We start from the raw sequence: 26,624 nt of genomic DNA on the forward strand, positions 1-26,624 counted from the left end.
GCTGCGCTGCACTCCTCGCGCTCACTGACCGACCACCCCCGTCAACGCCTCCACCGGGGCGCCGGCGACGCCGAGCACCAGGGCGGGTATGAGACCGACGGCCAGCGCCAGGACGACCAGCGGCGACCAGGCGACCAGTTCACCCGCCCCGATCGGGGCGGCCGGGGTGGCGGCGACGACCGGGCTGGCCGGACCGTGGGTGAGCCGGCGCAACAGCCGCAGGAAGTAGGCGGCGGTCAGCGCGCCGCCGACGGCCGCGACCACCGCCAGCGTCGTCCACAGCGGGCCGCCCCGTTGCAGCGCCGCGACCACCGCGAACGCCTCGCCCCAGAAGCCGGCCAGGCCGGGCAGGCCGAGCGACGCCACGGCGGCGAACGCGAACAGGCCGGACAGCGCCGGCAGCCGCTCCCGCAGCCCGCCCAGCTCAGTCAGGCTGCCGGTGTGCAACCGGTCCTTGATCGCGCCGGCCAGGAAGAACAGCAGTCCGGTGATGACGCCGTGCGCGACGTTGCCGATCAGGGCCGCCTCGATGCCGGTCGCGGTCAGGGTCGCCACCCCCAGCAGTACGAAGCCCATGTGGCCGACGCTGGAGTAGGCGATGAGCCGCTTCAGGTCGGTCTGCCGCAGACACACCAGCGAACCGACGACGACCGCGGCCACGGCGAGGACGCCGAGCACCGGGGCGGCCCAGCGGGCGCCTTCGGGCGCGACGCCGACCGCGATCCGGATGATTCCGTACGTGCCCATCTTGAGCAGGACCCCGGCGAGGATGACACTGCCGACGGTGGGTGCCTGGGTGTGCGCGTCGGGCAGCCACGTGTGCAGCGGCCACAGCGGGCTCTTCACCGCGAACGCGACCGCGAGCAGCACGAACGCGGCCAGTTGGGTGGTTCGGGACAGGTTGGCGCCGCCGGTGAGCGCCACGATGTCGGCGGTGCCGGCGGCGGCGACCACGGTCACCACCCCGACCAGCAGCAGCACCGACCCGAAGAGTGTGTAGAGGACGAACTTGCGGGCCGCCCGGCGCCGGTCCTCGCCGCCCCATCCGGCGATGACCACGAACATCGGCAGCAGTACGACCTCGAAGAACACGAAGAAGAGGACCAGGTCGAGGGCGAGGAAGGTGCCGACGATCCCGACCTCGATCACCAGCAGCAGCGCGACCAGGTATCCACCGGGTCCGCCGGCCGGGACGTGCCGGAGCGAGTACGCGCAGCAGAGCAGCGTCAGCAGGGTGGTGAGGACGACCAGCGGGTAGGAGATCCCGTCGACCCCGAGATGGAACCGCAGGTCGAGACCGGGTACCCAGGTGAGGTCCAGCTCGTGCCAGGGCAGGATGCCCGGCCCGGCCGCCTCCGCCTGGTAACGGGCCCATCCCCGGTCACCGATGCCGTAGAGCGCAAGGCTGATCAGGAAGGCGACCGCGGCGACGACGGTGGCGACGACCCGGGCCGTACGGTCGGCGCGCCGGGTGAGGGCGGCGACCGCTACGGCACCTACGGCGGGTACGGCGAGAACCGCGACCAGTGCCACCTGCCCGGTGGTCATCACAGCACCCCCAGGGTCGCGGCGGCCACGGCGACGAGCAGCGCGCCGGCCAGGACCGCGGTCGCCGCCCGGGGCAACCCGGCCCGGTGCAGCAGGGCCAGCCCCCGACCCAGCGCCACGGTCGCCCGCCCGGTGCCCAGCACCGCGCCGTCGACCACCTTCTCGTCGGTGCGGCGGGCGGCGCGGGCCAGGGCGACGACCGGCCGTACGACCACCGCACGCTGGAGCGCGTCCAGCCCGAACGCGGCGGCGAACACCCGCCGGGCCGGGCCGAGCGCGGTCGCGGGATCGGCGGCCGTGTCCCGCCGCCACAGCAGCCAGGCACCGACCCCACCGACCAGCAGCGCGGCCAGCGGCAGCGCCACCTCCGGGCCGAGATGCATGAGGTTGGTGTGGGCCGGCAGCAGGTCGGACGGGTGTTCGGCGGTCGCCGGTGGCAGCAGCCGGCCGGCGAGCCAGTCGGTGTATCCGGCCAGCCCCAGCAGCGCGCTCGGCACCGCCAGCAGCAGCACCGGACCGGCCATCGCGGCCGGCGGTTCGTGCGCGGCCCGGGCCCCCGCCGACCGGGGCGCGCCGAAGAACGTACGCAGCCACAGCCGGGTCGCGTACCAGGCGGTCACCGCCACGGTCACCAGCCCCACCCCGTAGATCGTCGGCGGCAGCCAGCCGGCCCCGGTGGACGAGGCGGCGTGCAGGACCGCCTCCTTGCTCCAGAAACCGGCCAGCGGTGGCAGCCCGACCAGCGCGGCCAGCCCGACCGTCATCGACCAGAAGGTCGCCGGCATGCGGCGTCGCAGCCCGCCCATCTCGCTCATCGAGTTGCTGCCGACAGCGTGGATCACCGAGCCGGCGGCGAGGAAGAGCAGGGCCTTGAACGCGGCGTGGGTGAGCAGGTGGAACAGGGCCGCGCCGGTCGCGCCGACCGCGAGCGCGGCGGCCATGTAGCCGATCTGGGACACCGTCGACCAGGCGAGCACCCGCTTGATGTCGTCCTGGGCGGTGGCCGCCAGGCCGCCGAGCGCGATGGTGACCACGGCCAGCACACCGAGCACGAGCAGGGCCGGGTCGCCGCCGGCGAACACCGGGTCGAGGCGGGTCACCACGTAGATTCCGGCGGCCACCATCGTCGCCGCGTGGATCAGTGCGGAGATCGGCGTCGGGCCGGCCATCGCGTCCGGCAGCCAGGTGTGCAGCGGGAAGAGGGCGCTCTTACCGGCCACGCCGGCGAGCAGCAGCAGCGCGGCGGCGGTCAGGGTGCCGCCGCCGACCTCGCCCGCGCCGACCGCGGCCAGCACGTCGGAGATCCGGAAACTGCCGGCGGCGATGCCCAGCAACGCGATGCCGAGCAGGAATCCGACGTCACCGACCCGGGTCACCAGGAACGCCTTGACCGCGGCGGCCGGCGCCTCCGGCAGCCGGCGGTCGTGGCCGATCAGCAGATACGAGCAGATGCCCATCACCTCCCAGCCGACCAGCAGCAGGATGAGGTCACCGGCGACGACCACGACCAGCATCGCGGCCGTGAAGAGGCTGACCTGGGCGGCGTACGGCCCGTAGCGGGTGTCGTCGTGCAGGTAGCCGACCGAGTAGACCTGCACCGCCAGCGCCACGACGGTCACCGCCAGCGCGACCAGCACGGCGGCACCGTCGAGCCGTACGCCGAGGGTGACGGCCAGATCGCCGAACTCGACCCAGCGGACGCTGGTCTCCACCGGGCCGTCGACGGTCATGGCGAGGCCCACGGCCACCAGCAGGGCCAGTGCCGTTCCGCCGATACCGAACGCGGCCGCGGCGGTCCGCGCCCCGCGCGGCAACAGCAGACCGACGGCGGCCGCCAACAGCGGAGCCAGCGGCAGCAGCGGACCGAGCGTCTCCGGCGCCATCAGGACACCGCCGCCCGGCCCGGGTCGGCCAGCGCCGTCGAGCCCTTCTCGGCGGCCGAGGCGAGGCCGGGCGCGGCATCGAGACGTACGTCGTCGACCGACACGGTGGCCCGCAGGCGGTAGAGCTGCAACACGATCGCCAGGCCGACCCCCACCTCGGCGGCGGCGATCACGATGATGAACAGCGCGAACGTCTGTCCGCTGTGCGGCAGCGCGGCCCGGACGGTGGTGTCGGCGGTGATCAGGATCAGGTTGACCGCGTTGAGCATCAACTCGACCGCCATCAGCACCAGGATCGCGTTGCGGCGCCGCAGTACGCCGTAGACGCCGATGCCGAAGAGCAGCGCGGCGACGACGTACGGGATGACGGGTCTCACCGGCGCTCCTCCCCCGTCGCCCGGGAGCCGTTGCCGTGCCCGGAGCCGATGTCGTGCCGGGAGATGACGATCGCGCCGACCAGCGCGGACAGCAGCAGCACCGACAGCAGCTCGAACGGCAGCACCCACGAGCCGAAGATCCCGGCGCCCAACCGCTCGGCGCTGCCCGGCTCGGGCAGGTCCACCATGGACCAGCGGAAGGCGTCGACGAGCAGGGCCGACAGGCCGAGGCCGGTGCCGGCACCGATCAGCACCGCCGGCCAGCCGGGCCGGTCGAGGTCATCGGAGGCGCCGATCGGCGCCCGGGTCAGCATCACCGCGAACAGCAGCAGCACCACGACCGCGCCGACGTAGATCAGCACCTGCACCCAGGCGACGAGTTCGGCGGTCAGCACCAGATAGAGGCCGGCGATCGCGCCCAGGCACACCACGAGGTAGAGGCCGGCGCGGACCAGGTGCCGGGTGGTCACCACCAGCAGCCCGGAACCCACCGCCACCAGGCCGAGCGCGATCAGCAGCACGTCCGCCCCGGTCATGTGTCGACCTCGCTGCGCTCGGCCGCCACACGACTGCATCCGAGCCAACCGATTCCCTCGCCGCGCTCGGTCATGTGTCGACTCCGCTGCGCTCGGCCGCCACACGACCGCATCCGAGCCAACCGATTCCCTCGCCGCGCTCGGTCATGCGTCGGCGTTGGTCGGAGGGGACGGGTCCGCGGGGCCGGTGGGGCGCTGTGGCCGTACCCGGGTCGCGGCCGGGCCACCGGCGGCCCGGCCGGTCGCGGGGCCACCGGCGGCCTTGCGGGCCGCGGTGGCCTCCTCTTTGGAGGGTTCGCCGTTCGGGTCGTGGGCCGGCGGTGGCGGGACGGTGGCCATCCACTGACCGAGATGGTCCTTGTCGTGCAGGAGATCACGGATGTCGTATTCGGCGTATTCGAACTCCGGCGACCAGTACAGGGCGTCGAAGGGGCAGACCTCGACGCAGATCCCGCAGTACATGCACAGCGAGAAGTCGATGTCGAACTTGTCGAGCACGTTGCGCTGGCGGGCCCGCGCCGCCCCCGGCACCACGACCTCCTCCTTGTGCGAGTCGATGTAGATGCACCAGTCGGGGCACTCCCGGGCACAGAGCATGCAGACCGTGCAGTTCTCCTCCAGCAGGGCGATCACGCCCCGGCTGCGGGGCGGCAGGTCCGGCTCGACGTCGGGATACTGCTGGGTGCCGGAACGGCGGGTCATCGTCTTGAGGGTGACGGCGAGCCCCTTGGCCAGCCCCTCGCCGGGCACGCTCACGATGCCACCCCGTTCATGCCGCCACCTCGCTGTGCATGGCCCACATCCTCCCCCTTCGTCCCGCCGTACGCGAGCACCCGCGGCCGCCTCAGAGGGCGACCCGGACCGCGGCGGTCAGCACCAGTTGGCCCAACGCGACCGGTACCAGCACCAGCCAGCACAGTCGTTGCAGCTGGTCCTCGCGCAGGCGGGGATAGCTGACCCGGACCCAGATGATCACGAACGACACCGCGAAGACCTTGACCAGCGTCCACAGCCAACCGAGCTGGTCGTCGATCGGCCCCTGCCAGCCGCCGAGGAACAGCACGGTGGTCAGCGCGGCGATGACCACGATGCCGACGTATTCGGCGAGCAGGAAGAACGCGAACCGCAGCCCGGTGTATTCGGTCAGGTAGCCGAAGACCAGCTCGGAGTCGGCGATCGGCATGTCGAACGGCGGCCTGCGGATCTCCGCCAGCCCGGCCACGAAGAAGACGAACAGCGCCGGCGCCTGCCACAGCAGCCACCAGGGCCGCCACGCCTCGACGATGCCGGGCAGCGACAACGTGCCGGCCGCCATCGCCACGCTGGCCGCCGCGAGCACCAGCGGAAGCTCGTAGCCGAGCAGCTGCGCGGCGCCCCGCAGCCCGCCGAGCAGGCTGTATTTGTTCGCCGACGCCCACGCCGACATCAGCACCGCGACCACCCCGATGCCGACGACGGCCAGCACGAAGAAGAGTCCGATGTCGAGCGGTTGGGCGACCAGGTCGTCGGGGCCGAGCGGGATGACCAGCAGCACCAGCAGGTAGGGCACCAGCGCCACGACCGGCGCGAGCCGGAAGACCGGCCCGTCGGCCGCCCGCGGTGTGACGTCCTCCTTCTGCACGAACTTGACCCCGTCGGCGACGAGCTGCGCCCAGCCGTGGAACCCGCCGGCGTACATCGGGCCGAGACGGCCCTGCATGTGCGCCATCACCTTGTGTTCGACCTGCCCGACGATCAGCGGCAGGGCGAGGAAGGCGACGACGACACCGACGATCCGGACGGTCAGCTCCACCCACAGCGGCATCAGACGGTCCCGTCCGGGCCGGTCGCCGGCGGTCGTTGCCGGTTCGGACCCCACTCGGCGGGATCGGGTACGCCCGGCGGCCGCATCGGTGCCCGCCGGCTCGCACCCGCCTCGGACTCGCCGGGCTCCTTCGCCCCCGGCCACGCCTTCGCGACCCGCGCGGCGAGCACGAACTCCTTGCGCAGCGGATGCCCCTCGAATTCCGGCGGCAGCAGCAGCGGCGCGAGGTCGGGATGGCCGGCGAAGTCGATGCCGAACATCTCGTGCGTCTCCCGCTCGTGCCAGGACGCGCCGGGGAAGAGATCCACGACCGACGGTGCCGAGGCCGCCTCGCGTGGCAGCCGGGTCCGCAGCAGCACGCCGTGCCGGTGGCCGGTCGACCACAGGTGCACGACCAGGGTGAAGCCGTCGGGCAGCTCGTCGACGGCCGAGAGCCAGTCGAAGAAGTCGAGCGCCAACTCGGTGTCGTCGCGGGCGGACCGGACGGCCGCGTGCCAGTCCTGCGGCGGCACGTCGACGGTGGCCCGGGCGTGGCTTCCGCCACCGGACACACCGACCGCGACGTCGCCGGTGCCGGCGGCCCCCAGGACCGCGGCCAGCCGCTCACCGACCTCTTCGGGCGTCATGCCCGCGATCCTATGGTGGTCGCCGGCCGCCGCGAAGCCCTGACCGGCCGGCACGACGCCGTTTCCGGTGTGGCGCGGCGCGGACCGGGCGACAATGTCACCCGTGTTCGCAGTCACCGTGATACCTGGCACACCGGACTCGCTCCGGCTCGTCGACGACTTCCCGGAACCGCCTCCGCGCGAGGGACCGGTCCTGGTCGAGGCGCTGTCGGTCGGTGTCTGCGCCACCGACCGGGAGATCATCGACGGCGGGTTCGGCGAGGCACCGGAGGGCTCCGACACCCTGGTCCTCGGCCACGAGTCACTGGGCCGGGTGATCGAGGATCCGACCGGTCAGCTGCGGCCCGGTGAGCTGGTCGCGGGGATCGTGCGTCATCCCGACCCGGTGCCCTGCGCGAACTGCGCGGCCCGGGAGTGGGACATGTGCCGCAACGGCCGCTACACCGAACACGGGATCAAGGCCCTGCACGGGTTCGCCCGGGAGCGGTGGCGGACCCAGCCCGAGTTCGCCGTACCGCTCGCGCCGGGTCTCGCCGAGGTCGGGGTGCTGCTCGAACCGGCGAGCGTGGTCGCCAAGGGGTGGGAGCACATCGACCGGATCGGGGCCCGCGCGGTGTGGCGGCCGCGTCGGGCGCTGGTCACCGGCGCCGGGCCGATCGGTCTGCTCGCCGCGCTGCTCGCCCAGCAGCGCGGGCTGGAGGTGCACGTGCTCGACCGGGCCGAGCGGGGACACAAGCCGGCGCTGGTCGACGGGCTCGGTGCGACGTACCACGCCGGGACGGTGATGGACCTGGACTTCGAGCCGGACGTCGTGCTGGAGTGCACCGGTGCGCCGACCGTGGTGATCGACGTGATGGACAAGGTCGGCCGGAATGGAATCGTGTGCCTCACCGGCGTGTCCAGTGGTGGGCGGACCATCGAGATCGACGCGGGCGCGCTGAACCGCTCGCTGGTGCTGGAGAACAACGTCGTCTTCGGCTCGGTGAACGCCAATCGTCGGCACTGGTTGCAGGCCGCGGAGGCGCTGGCCCGGGCCGACGTCGGCTGGCTCGGCAGCCTGATCACCCGGCGCGAGGACGTCGCACACCACGCCGAGGCGTACGAGGGGCAGCCGGACGACATCAAGGTCGTCCTGGACTTTCCCGCCGCCAACGGCTGACCTCCCGCCTCCCGGGACGGGCCGACCCGGGAGGCGCGGGGCGCGGTGACCGTCAGAGGCCGGGGAACCGGCCGTTACGGAAGAGGTCGACGAAGATCTGGTGATCCTCGCGGGCCCGCAGGCCGTACGCGTGCGCGAACTCGACCAGGTGCGGGACGAACGCCGCGTCGTTCTTGTCGACCGCCGCCACGATCGCCTCCTCGGTGGAGTAGTCGACGAGGTCGTGGCTGGACTCGTCGTCGGCCACCGAGTGCATGCGGGCGACCGCCCGGCCGAGGTCGGCGATCACGGCGGCCAGGTCTTCCGGCTCGTTGACGTCGGCCCAGTCGAGGTCGGCCGCGTACGGCGACACCTCGGCGACGAGCTGCCCGATGCCGCCCAGTTCGGTGAACCCGACCCACGGGTCGGCGTGCGCCTGCAGCGCCCGCTGCGACTCGGCCGTCCGGTGGCCCTGGTGGCGGAAGTAGCCACGGACCCGTTCGTCGTCGATGTGGCGGGCCACGGCCGGCACCTGGGCCTGCTTCATGTAGATGATGACGTCGTTCTCCAGCGCCTGCGTGCTGCCCTCCAGCAGCAGGTTGTAGGACGGCAGGCCGGCCGAGCCGATGCCCACCCCCTTGCGCAGCACGATGTCCTTGATGTGGGTGGCGACCGGGCGCAGCGTGGCGCCCGCCGCCGGCAGCGTGCCGAGGTACCGGTGGTACGCGTAGGCGACCTGCTCCCAGGTCTCGTCGTCGATCTCGAAGACGCCGTCGCCGATGGCGAACCGCCGCTCGTAGTTGTCGATCGTGGTCTGCTCGCGCAGCAGGTCGACGCGGGTGTTCAGCCGGGCCTGCTGGAGCACCGTACGCAGCACCCCGTCGGCGTTCGCCAGCGTGATCGAGCCGATCGCGTCGTCGCCGCCGGCGGCGATGGCCCGCAGTTCGGTCAGGTAGGAGGTGGCGAACCTGGTCACCAGGTCGGTGATCACGTCGTCGGACAGCGCCTTGGCGTATCCGATCAGCGCCACGCTCGCCACGAACCGTTTGAGGTCCCAGGAGAACGGGCCGACGTACGCCTCGTCGAAGTCGTTGACGTTGAAGACCAGTTCGCCGGAGCTGTTCATGTAGGTGCCGAAGTTCTCGGCGTGCAGGTCGCCGTGGATCCAGACCCGGCTGGTCCGCTCGTCGAGGAAGCTCTCGTCGGCGAAGTCGCCCGTCAGGTCGGCGTAGAAGACGGACGCGCTGCCGCGGTAGAACGCGAAGGGTGAGGCGGCCATCTTGCGGAACTTGCGCCGGAACGCCGCCGGATCGAGGGCGATCAGCTCCCCGAATTCGGCGATCAGCACCTCGACGAGGCGCTCGGCGCGTTGCTCAGTCGTCATGCCCGGCAGGCTATCCGCCCCGGGCCAGCCTAGGAGGCCGGCGGACGTACGGGGGCCGCGGTGAGCGCGGCGGTGTCGACGGGCGACACGAGCGGGTCGGGCCGGGACACACCGCCGGGTCCGGACTGCTCGGCGGCGATCTTCTCCTGCAGGCGCAGGATGCCGTGCAGCAGCGCCTCGGGCCGGGGCGGGCACCCCGGCACGTAGACGTCGACCGGGATGATCTGGTCGACCCCCTTGGTCACCGAGTACGAGTCCCAGTAGGGCCCGCCACAGTTGGAGCAGGCACCGAACGAGATGACGTACTTCGGCTCCGGCATCTGGTCGTACAGGCGCTTGATGGCCGGGGCCATCTTGTCGGTCACGGTGCCGGAGACGACCATCAGGTCAGCCTGGCGGGGGCCGTGCGCGAACGGGATCACGCCGAGCCGCATGAAGTCGTGCCGGGACATGCTGGCCGCGATGAACTCGATGGCGCAGCAGGCCAGCCCGAAGTTGAAAACCCAGAGCGAGTAGCGGCGGCCCCAGTTCAGCACGAACCGGATGGGCTCACCCAGCACCGCGGGAAGTTGCACGTCGCCCCCTCTCCGGCCGGCCGACTCGGGTCGGCCACCCGACAGTGAACCACAGCCGGCGGGTGCCGGCGGCGCGCAACCGTCGGGGTCATCGAAGCGTGTAACGACCATCGGGGGGCACCCGCCCGCTGGAACGGGGAGGAAGATGTGACGACGACGATGAATCCACGCCTCGACGAGCCGCCGGACGGCGAACACCGGCGGCGGCCGGCGGCCGTCCAGCCCGGCGAGGACGGATTCGACGAGTTCTACCACGCCCACTACCGGCAACTGACCGCCCAGATGTACGCCTACACCGGCGACCTCGCCCAGGCGCAGGACCTCGCCCAGGACGCGTTCTGCCGGGCCTTCGCCCGCTGGGACAAGGTCATCCGGTACGACGACCCGGTGGCCTGGCTGCGGCGGGTCGCCTGGAATCTGGCGACCAGCCGGTGGCGCCGGATGCGCACCGCGCACGCCTTTCTTCAGCGGCAGCGCGTCGAGCACGTGCCCGGGCCGAGCCCGGACCGGGTGCTGCTGGCCACCGCCCTGACCCGGCTGCCGGCCAAATACCGCCGCGCGGTGGTCCTGCACCACCTCGCCGATCTCAGTGTCGCGGAGATCGCCGCACAGGAGGGCGTCGCCGAGGGCACCGTCAAGTCCTGGCTCCATCGCGGCAGGTTGGCGCTGGCCAGCCAACTGGCCGACCTCAGGGGGGAAAACCATGGCTGAGTACGACGAAATCGACCACGCCTTCGCCGCCCTGCGCGGCGAGGTCTTCGAACGGGTGCTGCCGGCCGGGCCGGCGGCGGTGCGGACCACGGTCCGCCGACGTCGACACCGCGCCGCCGTCACGGGGGCGACCGTCGCGGTGCTGCTCGTCGCCGGTCCGGTCGCCGGATACGCGGCGCTCCAGGACCCGGTGCAGCGCCCCGAGACCGGGGCCACCGTCGCGCCGACCGAACCTCCGGCGACGCTGACACCCACCCTGCCGGCACCGACCGTTTCCGCCAGTCCGAGCGCTGTCCCGGACGGCCGGATCAGCCGCGCCGAACTGCTGGGCACGAAGGTCGACCTGCCACCCTGGCCCGGGAGCCCGGGGTGCCGGACCGATCAGGCCCGGTTGGAGGCCGCACCCACCAACCAGCCGGCGATCTGGCTCGGTCTGATCGCCTACGGCGACGTCGACCGGGACGGGGCGGCGGAGACGCTGGCGGAGGTGCAGTGCCTGGTCGGCCAGGGTGGACCGGCCCAGGTGATCGCCTTCGACCGGGACACCGGCGGCAAGATCATCACGATGGGCGCGGTGGTACGCAGCGGAACGGGGGGCATCGAGGACGTCCGCGCGCTCGATCCACGGGCCGACGGCTCGATCCGGATCGAGGTCGGCGACCGGTTCATGTGCTGCGGCATACCGCTGGAGTCGATCCGGCGGCAGTGGCGGACCTACGCGCTCGACGGTGCCAACTTCGTCCAGATCGGCGGCCCGACCTCCTTCGGCCCGGGCGGCCCAGGTGGCCCGGGCGGCCCGGCGACGCCCTCGCCCACCGCCGGCCCACCACGTACCGACCTGTCGGTGACCGCGACCGACGTGCGGTTCACCGAGCAGCCTGACGACATGATGCGGCACGGCGTCGTCACCGTGGTGATCCGCAATGCCGGTCCGGTCGACGCCGACCTGGTCCGGCTCCGCTTCCTCTGGGACACCGGGGTGACCCTGATCGCCGAGGGCGACGGCTGGTCGACCTGCTCCAGCCGGGACATCCCCGTCGTCGGCATCCCTCCGGAGCAGAACCCGGTCTGCATCCTCGGGCCGCTGCGGGCCGGTCAGCAGCGGACCCTGGTGCTGGGCATCAGCTACAACAAGGACTGGGCGGCGACCGGCATCGGCACCGCGGTGGTCGAGCGCGTCAACGACGTGCCGGACCGCAACCCGGACGACAACCAGGATCCGTTCAACTACCGATGATCCACCCTGAAGCGCCCGGCCGGATCGTCCCGGCCGGGCGCTTTCAGCCGTACGTGGGCCGCTGCAGCAGGCCGACGAACTCGATCAGCAGGCGTTCACGCATCCGGGGCGGGGCGACGTTGAGCACGGTGTTGACGAGCGCCGACCGGTCCGGCAGCGGGGCGGCCCCCGTCCCGGCTCCCGGCTCGGCGCCGCCGATCACGAGGCCGAGGCCGCCGGCGAGCCCTTCGACCAGTTCCGGGGACAACTGCTCCGGGGCGAGGGAGCCGAGCAGGGCGAGCACCTCGTCGGGCAGCCGAACCGGACCGTGTTCGCGGGCGGCGGCCGCCGCGGCCTGCAGGGCCGGTCCGAACTCGGCCACCCGCGGTGCCACCGCCGCGGTCACCGTCAGATGGATGGAGGCCGGCAGATCGCCGTACGCCATCTGGGGTTGGGTGTGCCAGCCGCGGGCGGTGAGTTCGTCGGCGAGGACGAACAGGTCGAGCGCCGGATCCGTGGAGGTGAACGCGACGACGGTGGACTCGGGTTCGGCCATCAGCCGCAGGCCGTCCACCTTGGTCACGGCGGCGGCGAGGCCGCGTACGGCATCAAGGGTCTGCCCGGCCAGCGCCAGGTAGCCGTCGTCGCCGATGTGGCGCAGGGTGGCGTACGCGGCGGCGATCGGGCCGCCGGACCGGGTCGACGAGATCACCGGATTGATCATGGTGTAGCCGGGCCAGTCGGCGAACGCGAAGTACTGCGGCGCCCGCAGCGCGGCGTCCCGGTGCAGCAGGACCGAGACGCCCTTCGGGCAGTACGCGTACTTGTGCAGGTCGACCGAGATCGAGGTGACCCCGGGTACGGAGAAGTCGAACGCCGGCCCCTCGACGCCGAGCCGGCGCAGGTACGGCAGCGTCCAGCCACCGAAACAGGCGTCGACGTGGCAGCGTACGCCGGCCGCGGCGGCGACCGCCGCGATCTCGGGCACCGGGTCGACGACCCCGTGCGCGTACGACGGCGCCGAGCAGGCAACCAGCACCGTGTCCGGGCCGATCGCGGCGGCGACGTCGGCCGGGTCGGGGCGCAGCGCCACCGTCGACACCGGCACCAGGTCGAGGGCGACGCCGAGATAGTGGGCCGCCTTCGCGAACGCGGCGTGCGCGCTGACCGGAATCACCAGCCGGGGAACCGCCACCTCGGGGCGGGCATCACGGGCGGCCTTCACGGCCAGGATCAGCGACTCGGTGCCGCCGCCGGTGACGCTGCCGACGACGTCCGGCGCGGACGTGTCCGGCCCGCCGCCGAGCACCGACGCGGCGGCGCCGACCAGGACGTTCTCCATCGCCAGCAGCGACGGGAACGCGGTCGGGTCGAGGCCGTTGACGTGTGCGGACAGCGCGTGGGCGGACATCGCCAGATCGTCGAGGCCGGGCACGGCCGGGTCGTAGACGTAGGCGAAGAGCCGGCCGCCGTGCGTCGGCCGGTCCGCGGACCGCAGCGCCCGGATCTCGTCGAGGACCCGGTCCGCCGGTACGCCCCGCGCCGGTAGCGCCCACGCCACGCGGTCGCTCCGCTCGCTCATGCCACCCACTCGCTCATGTCGATCACGCTACCGGCTCGGCGGGCTGTGCCTGGTCAACCGGCTTGGTCGGACCGGCGGCCGCAAGGCGCTCGGGAGTGAGGTCGTAGCCGCGCAGCAGCAGCACCGCCAGTCCGACGGCGAGGGCCGGCAGGACCGTGAAGCCGAGCAGCACCCCGAGCCGGGCGGTGTCGGACTGGTCGGCGGCCAGCCCGGTGTCCGACGACACGTAGCCGAAGAGTTGCAGCACCAGCGCGAACACCCCGGGGCCGAGCGCCAGGCCGAAGGTCTCCCCCGCCGTCCACAGGCCGGTGAACACCCCCGCCTGCCGGCGGCCGGTGCGCGCGGTGTCGTACGCGATGCAGTCCGGCAGCATCGCCAGGGCGAAGACCTGCTGTCCGGCGTACCCGCAGCCGATCACCGCGACCAGCAGGTAGACGACCACGACCGGCAACACCGGGGCGGCGACCAGCACCAGCGCCGCGACCGCGAAGAGCAGCGACGCGGCGACGAACGCGCGCAGCTTGCCGAGCCGGGCGCCGACCCGGCTCCAGACCGGCATGACCAGCAGTGCCGGGCCGACGAAGCAGGCGAAGAGCACGGTCGGCCCGGCGTCGGGACTCTCCAGGATCTGGCCGGCGAAGTACGCGACGCCGGCGAGCACCGTGCCGATGCCGACCGACTGGACGACGAAGCAGATCAACAGGGCCCGGAACGGGCGGTTGGCGGTGGCCACGGCGAGCTGGGCACGCAGGCTCGGTTCGCTCTCCTGAACGGTGCCGGTCGGCGCGCCACGGGTGCCGAAGAAGACGCCGATCGTGCCGATCACGATCAGCGCGCCGACGAACAGCCCCATGAGCCGGTGGCCGGGGATCCCGTTGCCGCCCGCGGTGACCACGGCCGGCGCGACCGCCCCGGAGACCAGGATGGCCAGCGCCAGTACGGCGATCCGCCAGGTCATCAGCCGGGTGCGCTCGTCGTACGAGTCGGTCAGTTCGGCCGGCATGGCGACGTACGGCACCTGGAAGAACGCGAACGCGGTGGCGGTGAGGAGGAACGCGACGGCGACGTACCCGCCGGCGGCCGATCCGTTGCCGAACGGCGCCGCGAAGATCGCCGCGAACAGTACGGCCAGGGCCAGCCCGCCGACCAGCAGATACGGGCGCCGGGCGCCCCACCTGGTGCGGGTGCGGTCGGAGATCCGGCCGGCGACCGGGTTGACCAGTACGTCCCACGCCTTCGGCAGCACCACGAGCAGGCCGGCGAGCCCGGCGGCGATGCCGAGCGTGTCGGTCAGGTAAGGCAGCAGCAACAGCCCGGGTACGGTGCCGAACGCGCCGGTGACCAGCGAGCCGAGGGCGTACCCGCCGTGCACCCGGCGGGGCAGCCCGCCGCCGGGTGGTGGCACGCCGCCGGACGCCGCGCCACCGGACGCCGCGCCGCCACCGGACGGGCTACCGCTCCCACCGCCGGTCCCGGCGCCCCGGACATGAGACGCATTCATGAATCGGCATGCTAGCCGTCGCCGCCCCCGCTGGACAGCGTCCGGCCGGCCATGATCGGGGTGATCAGGGAGCCCGTCGCGCGGCGCGCCGGCGACACGCCGGACTTACTCCCTGATCACGCGGGTCATGGGGAGGGGTACCAGGAGGAGATCTTCATGTCGACCTTCAGGCCGTTCAGGCGGGCGCCCTCGCCGATCAGGCGGGTCGCCGCCTCGGCCTCGTGGCCGGGGGGCAGCCGGCCGCCGGCGCCGACCACCCGGTGCCACGGCACGCCCGAGCCGTGCCGGGCCATGATCCCGCCGACGAGTCGTGCCGAGGCCCGCCCGGACCGGTCGGCCAGATAGTCGGCGATCGCGCCGTACGTCATCACCCGGCCCGCTGGGATGCGCTCGACGAGCGTGAGGACCTCTTCCACGTACTCCTCTGGCGTCACGACCCGCCACCATATGGGAGCCGAGACGCCCGCGTGCACCCGAACCGCGCAGAATGGGCGGGTGCGCGAAGCAGTCCTGTCGGCGCGGCGGATCGTGGTCAAGGTCGGTTCGTCGTCGCTGACCACCGCGGTCGGCGGGCTCGACACCAACCGGGTCGACGCCCTCACCGACGTACTCGCCGGGCTCGCCGAAGGCGGCCGGGAGGTCGTACTGGTCTCGTCCGGCGCCATCGCCGCCGGCCTGGCTCCGCTCGGGTTGCCCCGCCGGCCGCGCGACCTCGCGACCCAGCAGGCCGCCGCCAGCGTCGGGCAGGGGCTGCTCATCGGCCACTACACGGCCAGCTTCGGTCGGCGCGGCCGGACCGTCGGTCAGGTGCTGCTGACCGTCGACGACGTCACCCGGCGGGCGCACTACCGCAACGCCTACCGGACCCTGCGCAAGCTGCTCGACCTGCGGGCCATCCCGATCGTCAACGAGAACGACACGGTGGCCACCGACGAGATCCGCTTCGGCGACAACGACCGGCTCGCCGCCCTGGTCGCCGCCCTGGTCGACGCCGATCTTCTGGTCCTGCTCTCCGACGTGGACGCGCTCTACACCGGCGACCCGACCCGGCCGGAGAGCCGGAGGATCGACGAGGTACGCACCGACGCCGACCTCGCCGGGGTGGCCGTGGGCCGGGCCGGGCGGGCCGGCGTCGGCACCGGCGGCATGGTCACCAAGGTCGAGGCGGCGAAGATCGCCACCGGGTTCGGCATCCCGGTCGTGCTCACCGCCGCACCGCTGGCCGCACCGGCGCTGGCCGGCGAAGCGGTCGGCACGTTCTTCCACCGGATGCCGAAACGCCCGGCCGCCCGGCTGTTCTGGCTGGCCCACGCCACCTCGCCGCGCGGCCGGCTGCACCTGGACCCGGGCGCGGTGCAGGCGGTGGTGAACCGTCGCAAGTCGCTGCTGCCCGCCGGGATCACCTCCGTCGACGGCACCTTCACCGCCGGCGACCCGGTCGACCTGGTCGACGCGGCCGGCGCCCCGGTGGCCCGGGGACTGGTCAACTACGACGCGGTGGAACTGCCCGGCCTGCTCGGCCGGTCCACGGTCGAACTGGCCGCGACGCTCGGCCCCGGATACGAACGAGAGGTCGTCCACCGCGACGACCTGGTACTGCTGTGACGGCTACCGTGCTGGAGGAATCATGAGCGTCATCGAACAGGCGCGCCGGGCCCGCGAGGCGGCCGCCGAACTGGCGACCGCGCCCCGCAAGGTCAAGGACGCCGCGCTGCACGCGATGGCCGACGCACTGGTCGCCCGTACCGAAGAGATCGTGGCCGCGAACGCCGGCGACATCGAGGCGGGTCGTACAGCCGGCCTGTCGACCGCGATCATCGACCGGTTGACGCTGACCGGGGCCCGGATCGCCGGGATCGCCGAGGCGCTGCGCGAGATGGCGGCACTGCCCGACCCGGTCGGCGAGGTGGTCCGCGGCTCGACCCTGCCGAACGGGCTCGAACTGCGCCAGATCCGGGTGCCGTTCGGCGTCGTCGGCATCATCTACGAGGCGCGGCCGAACGTGACCGCCGACGCCGCCGGCATCTGCCTCAAGTCCGGCAACGCGGCGCTGCTGCGCGGATCGTCGTCGGCCGCCAACTCCAACGCCGCGATCGTGGCGGTGCTGCGCGCGGCGGTCGCCGACGCTGGCCTGCCCGCCGACGCGATCCAGTTGCTGGACAGTTCCTCACGCGACTCGGTCAAGGAGTTGATGCGGGCCCGCGGGCTGGTCGACGTACTCATCCCGCGCGGCGGCGCGTCGCTGATCAGGACGGTGGTCGAGGAGTCGACGGTCCCGGTGATCGAGACCGGGGTCGGCAACTGCCACGTGTACGTCGACGCGGCCGCCGACCTCGACAAGGCGCTGGCCGTGGTGCTCAACGCCAAGACGCAGCGGCTGTCGACCTGCAACACCGCCGAGTCGCTGCTGGTGCACGAGGCGGTCGCCGACGCGTTCCTGCCCCGGGTGCTGGCCGCGTTCGCGCAGGCCGGGGTGACCGTGCACGGCACCCCGGAGGTCGCCGCGTACTCCCCCGACGTGGTGGCCGCCACCGACGAGGACTTCGGCACCGAATACCTGTCCGCCGACATCTCGGCCGCCGTCGTACCGTCGCTGTCCGCCGCCGTCGCGCACATCCGCTCGTACGGCACCGGGCACACGGAGGCGATCGTGACCGACTCGACGACGGCGGCCCGCGAGTTCGTGGCCCGGGTCGACGCGGCAGCGGTCATGGTCAACGCCTCGACCCGGTTCACCGACGGCGGCGAGTTCGGCTTCGGCGCCGAGATCGGCATCTCGACCCAGAAGCTGCACGCCCGCGGTCCGATGGGCCTGCCGGAGCTGACCTCGACCAAGTACGTCGTCACCGGCGACGGCCACGTCCGCACCTGACCGGGGTACGTACCGCCGGGCGCGGGGCGGTCAGCGACAGGCCCGGATCACGGCCAGCGTGGTGTGTACGTCGAACGCGTCACCGTCGTCGCTGGTCCAGCCACCGTCGCTGCGCTGCGTCTCGGCCAGCCGGTGCCGGGCGGCGGTGAGCAGCCGGTCCTGCGGGGCGACGCCGACCCGGCGCAACGCCGCCGCCATGGTGGCCACGTCGGCCGGTGTCATCCCGGGCAGCCGTTCCCCGAGGACCGCCTGCATCCGGGCCGACTCGTAGAACATCTCCTGCCGGTGCAACACCGCCGCGCCGAGCCAGCCGGCGGCGAGAAAGGACGGCCAGGTCCCATCCGGGTTGATCCGATACGCCACGGCCTGCGCGGCGGCGTGCACCACGCCGGCGTACACGCCGCCGACCCGGTGGTCGAGCGGCCCGGCGGACCGGGCGTCGTGCCCGCCGACGGTCAGCCAGAACCCGGCGTTCGCGGTGAGGTAGAGCCGTGCCTCCGGGTTTCCCGGCTGCGCCCACGACGGTGCCTGGTTGGCCAGCGCCGGATCCTCCTCCCAACTGCCGTCCGGCAGCTGGCGGCTGGCCAGCCAGTCCAGCGCCTTACGGGCCGCCGGCCGGCCGAGGGCGCCGAGGTCGTCCAGTTCGGCGAGCCGGAAGCAGGTGGCATCGACGGACGCGATCTCGCCGGCCCAGAACGCGGGCCACCCGCCGTCGGGAGTCTGCCCCACCTCGGCCTCGTCGAGCACGCCCGGCTGCGGAACGGCCCCGGTGCGCAGCCACGAGAGCCGCGCCCGGTCGACCGTGTCGCCGTGCGCGACCACGAAGCCGATCGCGGCATCCATGTCGATCACGGTCGAGACGCTACCGCCGCCGGCCCGGTCCCGCCTCAGCAAGACAGTCAAGGTCATCTGTCCGCCCGGCGGGCTGACCTGCCAACCTTTACGCGTCCGCGCACCATTCGACGCAATGTCGATCTGAGCGGGAGAGACCTAACAGAAGCCGAATAAGGTCCCTCACGCCCAGATCGACACAACCAGCCCGCGCACCCATCGACGAACCAAGCGACGGACAGCAGTAGACCGCGACCAGAGTCGCGAGTCGACCGAGCGCCGCCGCACCGTCTGGAGCCCGAGGACATGCGGCGAAGCCGTCATGCCCGGAGGGTGAAGACGGTGCATGGGGCGGCGCGAAGCGGAGCGAGCCAGCCCGCGCGGAGCGAGGGCCAGCCAACACCGCGAGTCGACCGAGCGCCGCCGCACCGTCTGGAGCCCGAGGACCGCGCCGCGAAGCGGTCGCGGCCCGCAGGGTGAAGACGGTGCGTAGGGCGGCGCGAAGCGGAGCGAGCCAGCCCCGCCGGAGGCGGGGCCAGCAAACTCAGTACGCCGGCAGCGAGGGGTCGATCTGGTTGACCCAGGCGATCACGCCGCCCTGCACGTGTACGGCGTCGCGGAACCCGGCCGCCTTGAGGGCGGCGAGGGCCTCGGCGGAGCGTACGCCGGTCTTGCAGTGCAGCACGATCTGCCGGTCCTGCGGGAACTTTGCCAGCGCCTCGCCGGACATGATCTCGCCCTTGGGGACGAGGGTGGCGCCGGGGATGCGGACGATCTCGTATTCGGCGGGTTCGCGCACGTCGACGAGGAAGACGTCCTTGCCGGCGTCCTGCCATTCCTTGAGTTCGCGGGCGGTGATGGTGGCGTCGACGACCGCCGCCTCGGCCTCCGGGGAGACCGCGCCGCAGAAGTCCTCGTAGTCCTCGAGCAGGTCGGTCACGGTCGGGTTGTCGCCGCAGAGCACGCAGGCCGGGTCCTTGCGGACCTTGATCTTGCGGTACGTCATCTCCAGCGCGTCGTAGACCGTCAGCGCGCCGACGAGCGGCTCACCGATCCCGGTCAGCAGCTTGATCGCCTCGGTGACCTGGATCGAGCCGACCGACGCGCAGAGCACGCCGAGTACGCCGCCCTCGGCGCACGACGGGACCATGCCGGGCGGCGGCGGCTCCGGGTAGAGGCACCGGTAGCAGGGACCGTGCTCGGCCCAGAACACCGACGCCTGCCCGTCGAAGCGGTAGATCGATCCCCAGACGTACGGCTTGCCGAGCAGCACCGCCGCGTCGTTGACCATGTAGCGGGTGGCGAAGTTGTCGGTGCCGTCGACGATCAGGTCGTACTGGGCGAAGATCTCGCGTACGTTTTCGCGGTCCAGCGCGGTGTTGTGGATCTCGACCTTGACCAGCGGGTTGATCTCGCGGATCGAGGCGGCGGCGGACTCGGCCTTGGGCCGGCCGACGTCGGACTGGCCGTGGATGATCTGCCGCTGGAGATTGGACTCGTCGACGGTGTCGAAGTCGATGATGCCGAGGGTGCCGACGCCGGCCGCGGCGAGATACATCAGGGCCGGGGAGCCGAGACCGCCGGCACCGACACAGAGCACCCGGGCGTTCTTGAGTCGCTTCTGCCCCTCCACCCCCACGTCGGGGATGATCAGGTGGCGGGAATAGCGGCGGATCTCGTCTACGGTCAGCTCGGCGGCGGGCTCGACGAGCGGGGGCAGCGACACGGTGAACTCCCCGGAATCGACAGTGGTGTCGGGCCATTGTTGCTCGCGTGCGGCAGGTTCGACCATGAGGTGCAACACCCGACCACGATGCGGAACAGGGAATATCTCAGGGCAGGTCCGGGCCGACGTACCGGCGGCCGTCGAGGTAGGGCCAGGCGTTGGCCAGGCATTCCTCGAGGCCGTACGTCTGCTGTTGCATCACCGGGGCGGGGCTGCCGGCGGACGGGCACGCCTCGTGGCCGTACCCGAGTTCGTGGCCGACCTCGTGGTTGATCACGTAGGCCCGGTAGGTGTCCAGCGGGGCACCGTAGTCGGGTACCGCCTCCTGCCAGCGGGCGACATTGATGATCACCTGGCCGGGTAGCCGGCAGGAGGTGTAGCCCTCGGTCCGCAGCCCGCCGGCGGCGCACATCCGCTCCGAGGTGGCGGGGGTGGCCAGGTAGAGGGTGAAGTCGGCGGCCGCCGTCCGCGGCACGTGCTGGAGCCGCAGCTGCCCGGAGGCAATCCAGCTGCGGGGGTCGCCGAGGATGCTGTCGGCGGCGGCGGCGAACACCGCCGGTTCCTGCGCCATGCCGTGTTCGACCGCGATCCGGAAGCGTCGCAGGGTCCCGGCGGTGCCGAGTACGGCGCCCTCGTCGGTCGCGTACCCGAAGGTGCCCGGCCCGGTCGTGGGATACCCCGATCCGGCCAAGGGTTGGTCGGGTGTGGTCGTGGGCTGGACGGATGGGGTGGTGGCCGCCCCGGTGGCGGGCCCGGGTGACGCGGTGGCCGGTGCCGTGGCTACGGTGTCCGGATCGGCGGTCGGGGTGGGGACGGCCGGCGGCCCGACGGCGATCCCGTCCCGGGCGGCGGCCGCGTGCTCGGCGCGCGGCCGGTCACCGTTGCGGGCCAGGTCGACCCCGATCAGTATGGCCGCGGCCAGGACTATCAGGAGCACGAAGAACCGCCGCCGGCGCTGCCAGCGTCGCTGCCGGGCTACCCGGCCGGCGGTGTCCCGGGCCCCCGGACCGCTCCCGGCCGGACCGCTCCCGGCCGGGTCGGCCTGGTCGTGGCCGGTCGACGGCGGCGCGTCGGGGTCGTGGGCGGGGGCGCGCCCGGTCGGCGTCCGGACGCGCGGCGAGTCGGTCTCTGGCGTCGTCATGCCTTTCGACCCTGCCACGTGCCGGGTGTCCGAGGCGGTGTACGCCACACCTTATGGTCCTGATTAGGCGTGTTTTGGCACGACCAACCGGTACGAGGTTCCGGGTGGCACCATCGGCCGGACCACCGGCCTCCGCCACCGGCCCGAACGGCTCACAACGGCGGACCGGCGTACCGCTTGCCGTCGAGGAACGGCCACGGGTTGGCCTCGCAGCCGTTGAGGAAGAGCGTCTGCTGCATCATCACCGGCGCCGGCCTGCCCTGCCCGGGGCAGCGCTCGTGGTTGTAGCCGAGTTCGTGGCCGACCTCGTGGTTGACGACGTAATCACGGTAGACGTCGAGCGGCACCTCGGCCTCGACGTAGTGCGGCACCGAGGTCCGCCACCGGTCCAGGTTGAGAATCACCTTGCCCTGTGCCCGGCACGAGGTGTAGGGCTTGCCGTCGACTCTGATGTCGACCCAGCCGGCCTGGCACATCGTGTACGCGGTCTGCGCCGTGACCAGGTAGACGGTGAAGTCGTGCCCGGCCCGGTCCGGAACCCGCTGGAGCCGCAGCCGGCCACTGCCGATCCAGCTGCCCTTGTTCGCCAGAACCGCGTCGACGGTCGCCCCGAACGCCTCCACGTCCTCGTCCGCGCCCTTCTCGACCGCGATCCGGTAACGGCGCAGCGTGCCCGCGGTGCCGGCCACCTCGCCCTGCGTGGTGCCGTAGTCGAAGGTGCCCTCCCCCTTCGACGGCACCGGCCCGGGCATCTGGAGCACCGGCGGCGGCTCCTCGGTCGGTTGCGGCGGCTCGCTGGTGGGCGGCACCGCGATCGGTGTTTCGGCGGCCGGCGAGACCTCCGCCACCGGGGCCTGCGACCGGTCGGTGAACCCGGGCACCGCGAGTCCCACCATCACCAGGGCGGCCGCTGTCACCAGGGTGGCGAGCGACGCCAGCTGGGCGACCGGTCGCCGGCCGCGGGCGCGGCGGCCGGCGGCCACCGCACCGATCTGTGGCGGCGACGCGGATGTGCGGATCGGTGACAGGGTACGCATCGCCGGACAGCTTGCCACACCGCCCGGACCGGCAGGGTGTGAAGATCACGACTGTCGGGCGGTCGGTCAGATCCCGGACGCACCGCGGTGTTCGTCGAGAAGGGCGAGCACGGCCCGGGCGACGGTCCGGGGCACCTCCATCTGCGCCACGTGCCCGACCCCGTCGAGCATCAGCAGCCGGCTGTCCGGGATCGCCCTGGCCACCTGCGGCGCGACCCGTACGTCGACCAGCCGGTCCTGCCGACCGCCGATGACCAGGGTCGGGGCGGTGATCCGGGCCGCGGTCCGCCACAGCGACCGGTCGCCGGGCAGGTACGCCCGCACGAACTCCGAGACGATTCCGCGCAACGTACCCAGGTAGGCACTCGCGTAGTGGGCGGCGGTGCCCCGGATCTTGATCTCCTCGATCGTCTCCAACCGCCGCTGCTCGCAGATGCGCGAAGTGTCGGCGATGCAGGCCTCCATCACCTGTCGCGCCATCTCCTCCGGCGGGATCTGCGCGAGCCGGCGGGCCACGAGCCGTTCGGCGCGGGGAATCGCGAGCAGCGGCAGCATCCGCCCCTGCAACGAGCGCCGGGGGTCGAGGAACGGCATGGCCGGCGAGATGAGCGTCAGGGTACGGACCAGGTCGGGGCGGCGCCCCGCGACGCGTACGGTGATCGCCCCGCCGAGCGAGTTGCCGACCAGGTGGACGGGGCCGCGCCCGGCCTGCTCCAGGTGCCGGATCACCCGGTCGGCGAACGCCGCGATCGTGTAGCGGTCACCGGGGTCGCTGTGACCGAACCCGGGCAGGTCGATCGCTTCGCCGTCGAGGCGGCCGGCGAGCAGGCCGGCCAGGTCGGTCCAGTTCTGCGACGAGCCGCCGAGACCGTGTACGTAGAGGGCGGGTTCGGCGTCCGACGTGGTCGCCGGGGTGTCGCGGACGTAGATGGCCGAGCCTTCGGGGCCCACCCGGCGCCCCAGCCAGGGCGGGGGTGTCCGGCCCTCCGGCAACAGGTCGTCGGCCGCCAGGAGCGCGTTTCTCATGCCTCAAGTGTGCGCCCGGCGGCTCACTGTCCGTCGGAGAGCAGCGCCTCCAGCCGGCGGTTGACCGCGGCGAGCGTGGCCCGTACGACGGCCTGACGCGGATCGCCGGAAACCAGTGCCGAGCCGGCGAGCTGCTCGACCCAACCGCCGCAGACCAGCAGCACCACGACGACCGCGACCTCGCTGCTGCCGAACGGGACCATCGCCGCGTGCTCGACGAAGCACCGTCCACGGCCGGTGACCTGCTGCGAGGTGAGTAGCAGTTCGTCGATTGCCAGGGCGGCGGACACGGCGCACAGCCGCAGCACGTATCCGTCGACGGCCGGTCCGGTGGCGACCCCGGCGGCCTGCTTCGGGCCGGCGGCGAGCCGGACCTCGACGGTGGCGTCGAGCCCGAAGGTGCTGACCTGGACGTGGTCGATGACCACCCGTGGCCCGGGGTTGGCGCCGGGGTTGAGCGGCCGGGACGGCGCCGACTCGGTGGTGGTGATCTGGCCGCCCTGATAGGAGACCCCGGCGGTCGTCGGGTCGACGGTGCCCCGGCCGACGGCGGCCACCGGGTGCCCGGCGACGGTGCCGATGACGCCGGCGGCGGTGCCCGGCTCGGGGAACCGGGGTACGCGGGCCGGCTCCTCGACGGTGGCCCGTCCCCGGTGGGGGGCCGGCTGGCGGCGCCGGCGCGGCACGTCGGGCCCGACCTCGGCGGCCGGCGGCACGGGCGGGGCGACCGGGGCCGGCTCGGCCGGGGCCGGAGGGAGCGCGCTGGGCGGGGCGGCGGCCAGCCCCATCCGGTCCTGGAGCAGCCGGGCGACCAGCCGGCTGACCTCGGCGGGGTCCGCGCCGTCGTGCAGGTCCAGGCGCAGGCTGTGGGCCCCGGCCGGGGTGGTGCGCAGTGAGGCGTCGCGGACCCCGGACACCTCGCTCACCGCGGCGACGATCGCGTCGACGTCGAATTCTTCGGGAGGCTCGTGCGACGTCGGCGGTCCGTCCTCGCGGCGTAGGTGGGTGGCGATGCGTGCCAACTCGGGCGTTTCGGCGGGGGGCGGCTCCACGGCTTGCTGCTCCGGGACGGTGGGCACGTCTGGTTCGGCGGGCACGCGCTGGGGCAGCACGGCGGTGGCCGGGTCCGTCGCGCGGGTCGGCGCGACGGGCTCCGGAGGGGCTCCGGTCACCGGCTGCCGTGGGGGCGCGGGCTCGGTCGGTGCCGGGAAGCGGTCGCCGGGTCCCGGGTTCGGGTTCTCCCGGGGCGGTTCGTAGCCGGCCCGGGAGCCGGGCCTGTAGGCCGGCGGGTCGTAGTCGGATCGGGCGGCGCCACGACCGGGCCAGCCGGCCGACCAGGGGCGCGGAACGCCGCGGTCGGACTGCTCGGCGGGCGCCTGGTCGCCGGGGGTGCCGGCCGGTTCAACCGGTGCTCCGGCCGCCCGCCCGGCGTCCGGGCGGGGGCTGTGGTCGGCTCCGGGTCGCCAGGTTTCCGGCCAGGTCGGCGCCCACTCGGCCCGGGCCTGGCGGTCGTCCGGGTCGTCGAAACCACGCCGGACAGCGGGCGTGCCGGACCCGCCACGGCGTGGGCCGGGCGCGTCGGACCCGGCCCGCCAGGAGACGGGTGTTTCCGGGTCCGGCGGACCGGAAGTGGGCGCATCGGCGCGCCGGGAGGTGGCCGGTTCGGACTCCGCCCGCCAGCGGGCGGGCGCTTCGGCCCCGGATCGCCGGGAGACGGAGGCGTCCGGATCGGCCGGCCAGGGGGCGGAGCCGGCCGAGTCAACGGGTCCGCCCGGCGGGGACGCCTCCCCGACACGTCGGCCGGCGGCCTGGATATCCGGAGTCCCGGTCTGGAAGGCATCGGGTCCGGTGGACTCGTGCCCGGTGGTGGAGTCGCCGGAGCGACGGCCGGCCGCCGCCGGATCGGCGGACCAGCGGCCGGAGGCCGCCGGGGAATCCGCCCAGCGGTCGGCTGCCTCGGCCTCGGCGCGCCGCCCGAAGGCCGGCCGGTCGTCGGTGCGACGGTCCGGGCCTTCGCCGGGTGCCGGACCGAACAGTCGTGGTGCGGGTCCGCGCCGTCGGGGGTATCCGTCGGGTCCGCCACGGCCGGGCGGGTCCACATGGCCGCCGGATCCGGCGTGGTCGGAACGGTCCACGCCCGGCCCGGCGTCGTCGGGCCGGTCGAATCCCGGCTGGGCGGCCTCGGGCCGGTCGAATCCCGGCTGGGCGGCCTCGGGTTCGCCGGATTCATCTCGATCGCGGGGCCGTTCCCGCCTGGGTCCGGTGTAGCGGTCGACCGCGTCGGGGTCGCGTGGCTGCGGGCGGTCACCGTAGCGGGGTGACGGCCGGCCGCCGGCCCGGTCGTGCCGGGTCGCCGGGGACCCGCTGGCAGCGTCCGGCGTCGCCGGCTCGTCGGCGCCTTCCCTCGGCGCGCCACGGTCCGCCGACCGCCAGCGCGGCACCGCCGGCAGTCCGCCCGACGGCGTCGGCTCCTCGATCGCGTGCCGGGCCTGCTCGCCGGGGTCGGGGTCGGCGGGCGCCTCCGGATCGGGGTGCCCCGTCGAGGGGCCGGGTCGGGCGGCGGGGATGGCCGGTCGCTGATCGCGTATGGCGTCTTCGAGGTCGCCCTCGTACGGATAGGGCGGTGCGCTCGCCGGCGCGCGGACGGCGACCGGGGCCGCGTCGCCCGCGTGGTGCCCGTGTCCGACGCCGTTGACCGGACGGTGGATCTCGTGGGCCGGCCGGATCAGATCGTCGTAGCGGGCCGCCGATTCGGTCCAGCCGCGCAGCGCCGCCTCGCCCGATCGATGCCAGGGCGAGTGACCGGCGTCACCATCCGACGCCGTTTCCGCCCGGTCGGACCAGCCGGCGTCAGCGCCCGGCCAGCCGCCGGTCCGCCGGGCCCGATCACCCGCGGACCTGCGCCCTCTGCGCCATCGCCTGGCGTAGTGCCGCCGGGTTGCCCTGCTTCGTCCACCGTGCGCTCCTCCGTCGCCCCCGCTGAGGCTACCGTGTGGGATCAGGGGCGATAAGTTGCAACGGCTGGGTAATTCGGAGGTCGGGTGGCGTACACCCATCGGTTCCCGTCGGGACAGCTCGCCCGCCGGCCGAAAGATCCGCCAGCCGAAGGA

The 26,624-nt window shown here is 73.2% G+C and carries 23 protein-coding genes; 5 read left to right on the top strand and 18 right to left on the bottom strand.

Annotated features, from left to right (window positions below):
* Positions 1 to 21 precede the first annotated feature (21 nt).
* The 7 genes from Prubr_RS08030 to Prubr_RS08060 all read right to left on the bottom strand — a co-directional run bounded on the left by Prubr_RS08030 (position 22) and on the right by Prubr_RS08060 (position 6,774).
* Positions 22 to 1,548, bottom strand: a complete 1,527-nt coding sequence (locus Prubr_RS08030) for a complex I subunit 4 family protein (RefSeq protein WP_212823180.1) — start codon at positions 1,546 to 1,548, stop codon at positions 22 to 24.
* Positions 1,548 to 3,434, bottom strand: coding sequence for an NADH-quinone oxidoreductase subunit 5 family protein (locus Prubr_RS08035; protein ID WP_212827723.1), 1,887 nt, complete (start codon positions 3,432 to 3,434; stop codon positions 1,548 to 1,550). Before Prubr_RS08035 ends, Prubr_RS08030 begins: the two co-directional genes overlap by 1 nt.
* Entirely contained in the window at positions 3,431 to 3,808 is a 378-nt protein-coding gene (nuoK, locus tag Prubr_RS08040) for an NADH-quinone oxidoreductase subunit NuoK (RefSeq protein ID WP_212827725.1), read from the bottom strand. The genes Prubr_RS08035 and nuoK overlap by 4 nt, the downstream gene beginning before the upstream one ends.
* Positions 3,805 to 4,344 carry an NADH-quinone oxidoreductase subunit J family protein gene (locus Prubr_RS08045; protein WP_212823182.1) on the bottom strand — a complete coding sequence of 180 codons (540 nt, stop codon included), beginning with the start codon at positions 4,342 to 4,344 and terminating at the stop codon, positions 3,805 to 3,807. Before Prubr_RS08045 ends, nuoK begins: the two co-directional genes overlap by 4 nt.
* Before the next feature lie 144 nt (positions 4,345 to 4,488).
* Complete coding sequence (locus Prubr_RS08050; protein WP_425518039.1) at positions 4,489 to 5,046, bottom strand: NuoI/complex I 23 kDa subunit family protein; 558 nt, start codon at positions 5,044 to 5,046, stop codon at positions 4,489 to 4,491.
* 142 nt (positions 5,047 to 5,188) lie between these two features.
* Positions 5,189 to 6,148 (bottom strand): complex I subunit 1/NuoH family protein, encoded by a 960-nt coding sequence (locus Prubr_RS08055; RefSeq protein WP_212823184.1) that lies wholly within the window; start codon positions 6,146 to 6,148, stop codon positions 5,189 to 5,191.
* Positions 6,148 to 6,774 (bottom strand): NADH-quinone oxidoreductase subunit C, encoded by a 627-nt coding sequence (locus tag Prubr_RS08060; protein WP_212823186.1) that lies wholly within the window; start codon positions 6,772 to 6,774, stop codon positions 6,148 to 6,150. Before Prubr_RS08060 ends, Prubr_RS08055 begins: the two co-directional genes overlap by 1 nt.
* 103 nt (positions 6,775 to 6,877) lie before the next feature.
* Between Prubr_RS08060 and Prubr_RS08065 the strand changes: the two genes are divergently transcribed.
* Positions 6,878 to 7,933, top strand: coding sequence for a glucose 1-dehydrogenase (locus Prubr_RS08065; protein WP_212823188.1), 1,056 nt, complete (start codon positions 6,878 to 6,880; stop codon positions 7,931 to 7,933).
* A 52-nt stretch (positions 7,934 to 7,985) separates the two neighbouring features.
* Here Prubr_RS08065 and Prubr_RS08070 read toward each other — a convergent pair whose 3' ends face one another.
* Both Prubr_RS08070 and Prubr_RS08075 read right to left on the bottom strand, forming a co-directional pair.
* Entirely contained in the window at positions 7,986 to 9,296 is a 1,311-nt protein-coding gene (locus tag Prubr_RS08070; RefSeq protein ID WP_212823190.1) for a DUF2252 domain-containing protein, read from the bottom strand.
* Between the two features lie 29 nt (positions 9,297 to 9,325).
* Positions 9,326 to 9,871, bottom strand: coding sequence for an NADH-quinone oxidoreductase subunit B (locus tag Prubr_RS08075; RefSeq protein ID WP_212823192.1), 546 nt, complete (start codon positions 9,869 to 9,871; stop codon positions 9,326 to 9,328).
* A gap of 159 nt (positions 9,872 to 10,030) precedes the next feature.
* On the opposite strand from Prubr_RS08075, the gene Prubr_RS08080 reads away from it, so the two are divergent.
* Both Prubr_RS08080 and Prubr_RS08085 read left to right on the top strand, forming a co-directional pair.
* Entirely contained in the window at positions 10,031 to 10,582 is a 552-nt protein-coding gene (locus Prubr_RS08080; protein ID WP_212827729.1) for a SigE family RNA polymerase sigma factor, read from the top strand.
* Complete coding sequence (locus Prubr_RS08085; RefSeq protein ID WP_212823206.1) at positions 10,575 to 11,819, top strand: hypothetical protein; 1,245 nt, start codon at positions 10,575 to 10,577, stop codon at positions 11,817 to 11,819. Before Prubr_RS08080 ends, Prubr_RS08085 begins: the two co-directional genes overlap by 8 nt.
* A gap of 43 nt (positions 11,820 to 11,862) precedes the next feature.
* Here Prubr_RS08085 and Prubr_RS08090 read toward each other — a convergent pair whose 3' ends face one another.
* The 3 genes from Prubr_RS08090 to Prubr_RS08100 form a co-directional block, all read right to left on the bottom strand.
* Entirely contained in the window at positions 11,863 to 13,380 is a 1,518-nt protein-coding gene (locus Prubr_RS08090; RefSeq protein ID WP_212823208.1) for a pyridoxal phosphate-dependent decarboxylase family protein, read from the bottom strand.
* A gap of 22 nt (positions 13,381 to 13,402) precedes the next feature.
* Positions 13,403 to 14,881 carry an MFS transporter gene (locus Prubr_RS08095; RefSeq protein WP_212823210.1) on the bottom strand — a complete coding sequence of 493 codons (1,479 nt, stop codon included), beginning with the start codon at positions 14,879 to 14,881 and terminating at the stop codon, positions 13,403 to 13,405.
* Between the two features lie 125 nt (positions 14,882 to 15,006).
* Entirely contained in the window at positions 15,007 to 15,315 is a 309-nt protein-coding gene (locus tag Prubr_RS08100) for an MGMT family protein (RefSeq protein ID WP_212823212.1), read from the bottom strand.
* Between the two features lie 13 nt (positions 15,316 to 15,328).
* On the opposite strand from Prubr_RS08100, the gene proB reads away from it, so the two are divergent.
* Complete coding sequence (proB, locus tag Prubr_RS08105) at positions 15,329 to 16,486, top strand: glutamate 5-kinase (protein ID WP_425517992.1); 1,158 nt, start codon at positions 15,329 to 15,331, stop codon at positions 16,484 to 16,486.
* Positions 16,487 to 16,508: 22 nt separating this feature from the next.
* A complete protein-coding gene (locus Prubr_RS08110) occupies positions 16,509 to 17,753 on the top strand; it encodes a glutamate-5-semialdehyde dehydrogenase (protein WP_212823223.1) in 1,245 nt (414 codons plus the stop codon).
* Positions 17,754 to 17,783: 30 nt separating this feature from the next.
* Here the strand turns inward: Prubr_RS08110 and Prubr_RS08115 are convergent, their stop codons facing one another.
* The 6 genes from Prubr_RS08115 to Prubr_RS08140 all read right to left on the bottom strand — a co-directional run bounded on the left by Prubr_RS08115 (position 17,784) and on the right by Prubr_RS08140 (position 26,570).
* On the bottom strand, positions 17,784 to 18,662 hold the full coding sequence (locus Prubr_RS08115; RefSeq protein ID WP_212823225.1) for a prenyltransferase/squalene oxidase repeat-containing protein: 879 nt from the start codon (positions 18,660 to 18,662) through the stop codon (positions 17,784 to 17,786).
* A gap of 466 nt (positions 18,663 to 19,128) precedes the next feature.
* The gene (moeZ, locus tag Prubr_RS08120; protein WP_212823227.1) at positions 19,129 to 20,376 is read right to left on the bottom strand and encodes an adenylyltransferase/sulfurtransferase MoeZ; all 1,248 of its coding nucleotides are present in this window, start codon (positions 20,374 to 20,376) and stop codon (positions 19,129 to 19,131) included.
* A 40-nt stretch (positions 20,377 to 20,416) separates the two neighbouring features.
* On the bottom strand, positions 20,417 to 21,451 hold the full coding sequence (locus tag Prubr_RS08125) for a DUF3152 domain-containing protein (RefSeq protein WP_246568440.1): 1,035 nt from the start codon (positions 21,449 to 21,451) through the stop codon (positions 20,417 to 20,419).
* Between the two features lie 152 nt (positions 21,452 to 21,603).
* Positions 21,604 to 22,488 (bottom strand): DUF3152 domain-containing protein, encoded by an 885-nt coding sequence (locus tag Prubr_RS08130; RefSeq protein ID WP_212823235.1) that lies wholly within the window; start codon positions 22,486 to 22,488, stop codon positions 21,604 to 21,606.
* Between the two features lie 66 nt (positions 22,489 to 22,554).
* Complete coding sequence (locus tag Prubr_RS08135) at positions 22,555 to 23,514, bottom strand: alpha/beta fold hydrolase (RefSeq protein WP_212823237.1); 960 nt, start codon at positions 23,512 to 23,514, stop codon at positions 22,555 to 22,557.
* 23 nt (positions 23,515 to 23,537) lie between these two features.
* Entirely contained in the window at positions 23,538 to 26,570 is a 3,033-nt protein-coding gene (locus Prubr_RS08140; RefSeq protein ID WP_246568442.1) for a hypothetical protein, read from the bottom strand.
* Positions 26,571 to 26,624: the final 54 nt, after the last annotated feature.

The organism is Polymorphospora rubra (assembly GCF_018324255.1).
Lineage (GTDB): Bacteria > Actinomycetota > Actinomycetes > Mycobacteriales > Micromonosporaceae > Polymorphospora > Polymorphospora rubra.

Excerpts from the sequence above, each read along its gene's own strand:
- Prubr_RS08030 (WP_212823180.1), bottom strand. The coding sequence starts at position 1,548 with ATGACCACCGGGCAGGTGGCACTGGTCGCGGTTCTCGCCGTACCCGCC.
- Prubr_RS08045 (WP_212823182.1), bottom strand. The coding sequence starts at position 4,344 with ATGACCGGGGCGGACGTGCTGCTGATCGCGCTCGGCCTGGTGGCGGTG.
- Prubr_RS08050 (WP_425518039.1), bottom strand. The coding sequence starts at position 5,046 with ATGACCCGCCGTTCCGGCACCCAGCAGTATCCCGACGTCGAGCCGGAC.
- Prubr_RS08055 (WP_212823184.1), bottom strand. The coding sequence starts at position 6,148 with ATGCCGCTGTGGGTGGAGCTGACCGTCCGGATCGTCGGTGTCGTCGTC.
- Prubr_RS08060 (WP_212823186.1), bottom strand. The coding sequence starts at position 6,774 with ATGACGCCCGAAGAGGTCGGTGAGCGGCTGGCCGCGGTCCTGGGGGCC.
- Prubr_RS08070 (WP_212823190.1), bottom strand. The coding sequence starts at position 9,296 with ATGACGACTGAGCAACGCGCCGAGCGCCTCGTCGAGGTGCTGATCGCC.
- Prubr_RS08080 (WP_212827729.1), top strand. The coding sequence starts at position 10,031 with ATGAATCCACGCCTCGACGAGCCGCCGGACGGCGAACACCGGCGGCGG.
- Prubr_RS08085 (WP_212823206.1), top strand. The coding sequence starts at position 10,575 with ATGGCTGAGTACGACGAAATCGACCACGCCTTCGCCGCCCTGCGCGGC.
- Prubr_RS08090 (WP_212823208.1), bottom strand. The coding sequence starts at position 13,380 with ATGAGCGAGCGGAGCGACCGCGTGGCGTGGGCGCTACCGGCGCGGGGC.
- Prubr_RS08095 (WP_212823210.1), bottom strand. The coding sequence starts at position 14,881 with ATGAATGCGTCTCATGTCCGGGGCGCCGGGACCGGCGGTGGGAGCGGT.
- proB (WP_425517992.1), top strand. The coding sequence starts at position 15,329 with ATGGGAGCCGAGACGCCCGCGTGCACCCGAACCGCGCAGAATGGGCGG.
- Prubr_RS08110 (WP_212823223.1), top strand. The coding sequence starts at position 16,509 with ATGAGCGTCATCGAACAGGCGCGCCGGGCCCGCGAGGCGGCCGCCGAA.
- Prubr_RS08115 (WP_212823225.1), bottom strand. The coding sequence starts at position 18,662 with ATGACCTTGACTGTCTTGCTGAGGCGGGACCGGGCCGGCGGCGGTAGC.
- moeZ (WP_212823227.1), bottom strand. The coding sequence starts at position 20,376 with ATGGTCGAACCTGCCGCACGCGAGCAACAATGGCCCGACACCACTGTC.
- Prubr_RS08125 (WP_246568440.1), bottom strand. The coding sequence starts at position 21,451 with ATGACGACGCCAGAGACCGACTCGCCGCGCGTCCGGACGCCGACCGGG.
- Prubr_RS08130 (WP_212823235.1), bottom strand. The coding sequence starts at position 22,488 with ATGCGTACCCTGTCACCGATCCGCACATCCGCGTCGCCGCCACAGATC.
- Prubr_RS08135 (WP_212823237.1), bottom strand. The coding sequence starts at position 23,514 with ATGAGAAACGCGCTCCTGGCGGCCGACGACCTGTTGCCGGAGGGCCGG.
- Prubr_RS08140 (WP_246568442.1), bottom strand. The coding sequence starts at position 26,570 with ATGGGTGTACGCCACCCGACCTCCGAATTACCCAGCCGTTGCAACTTA.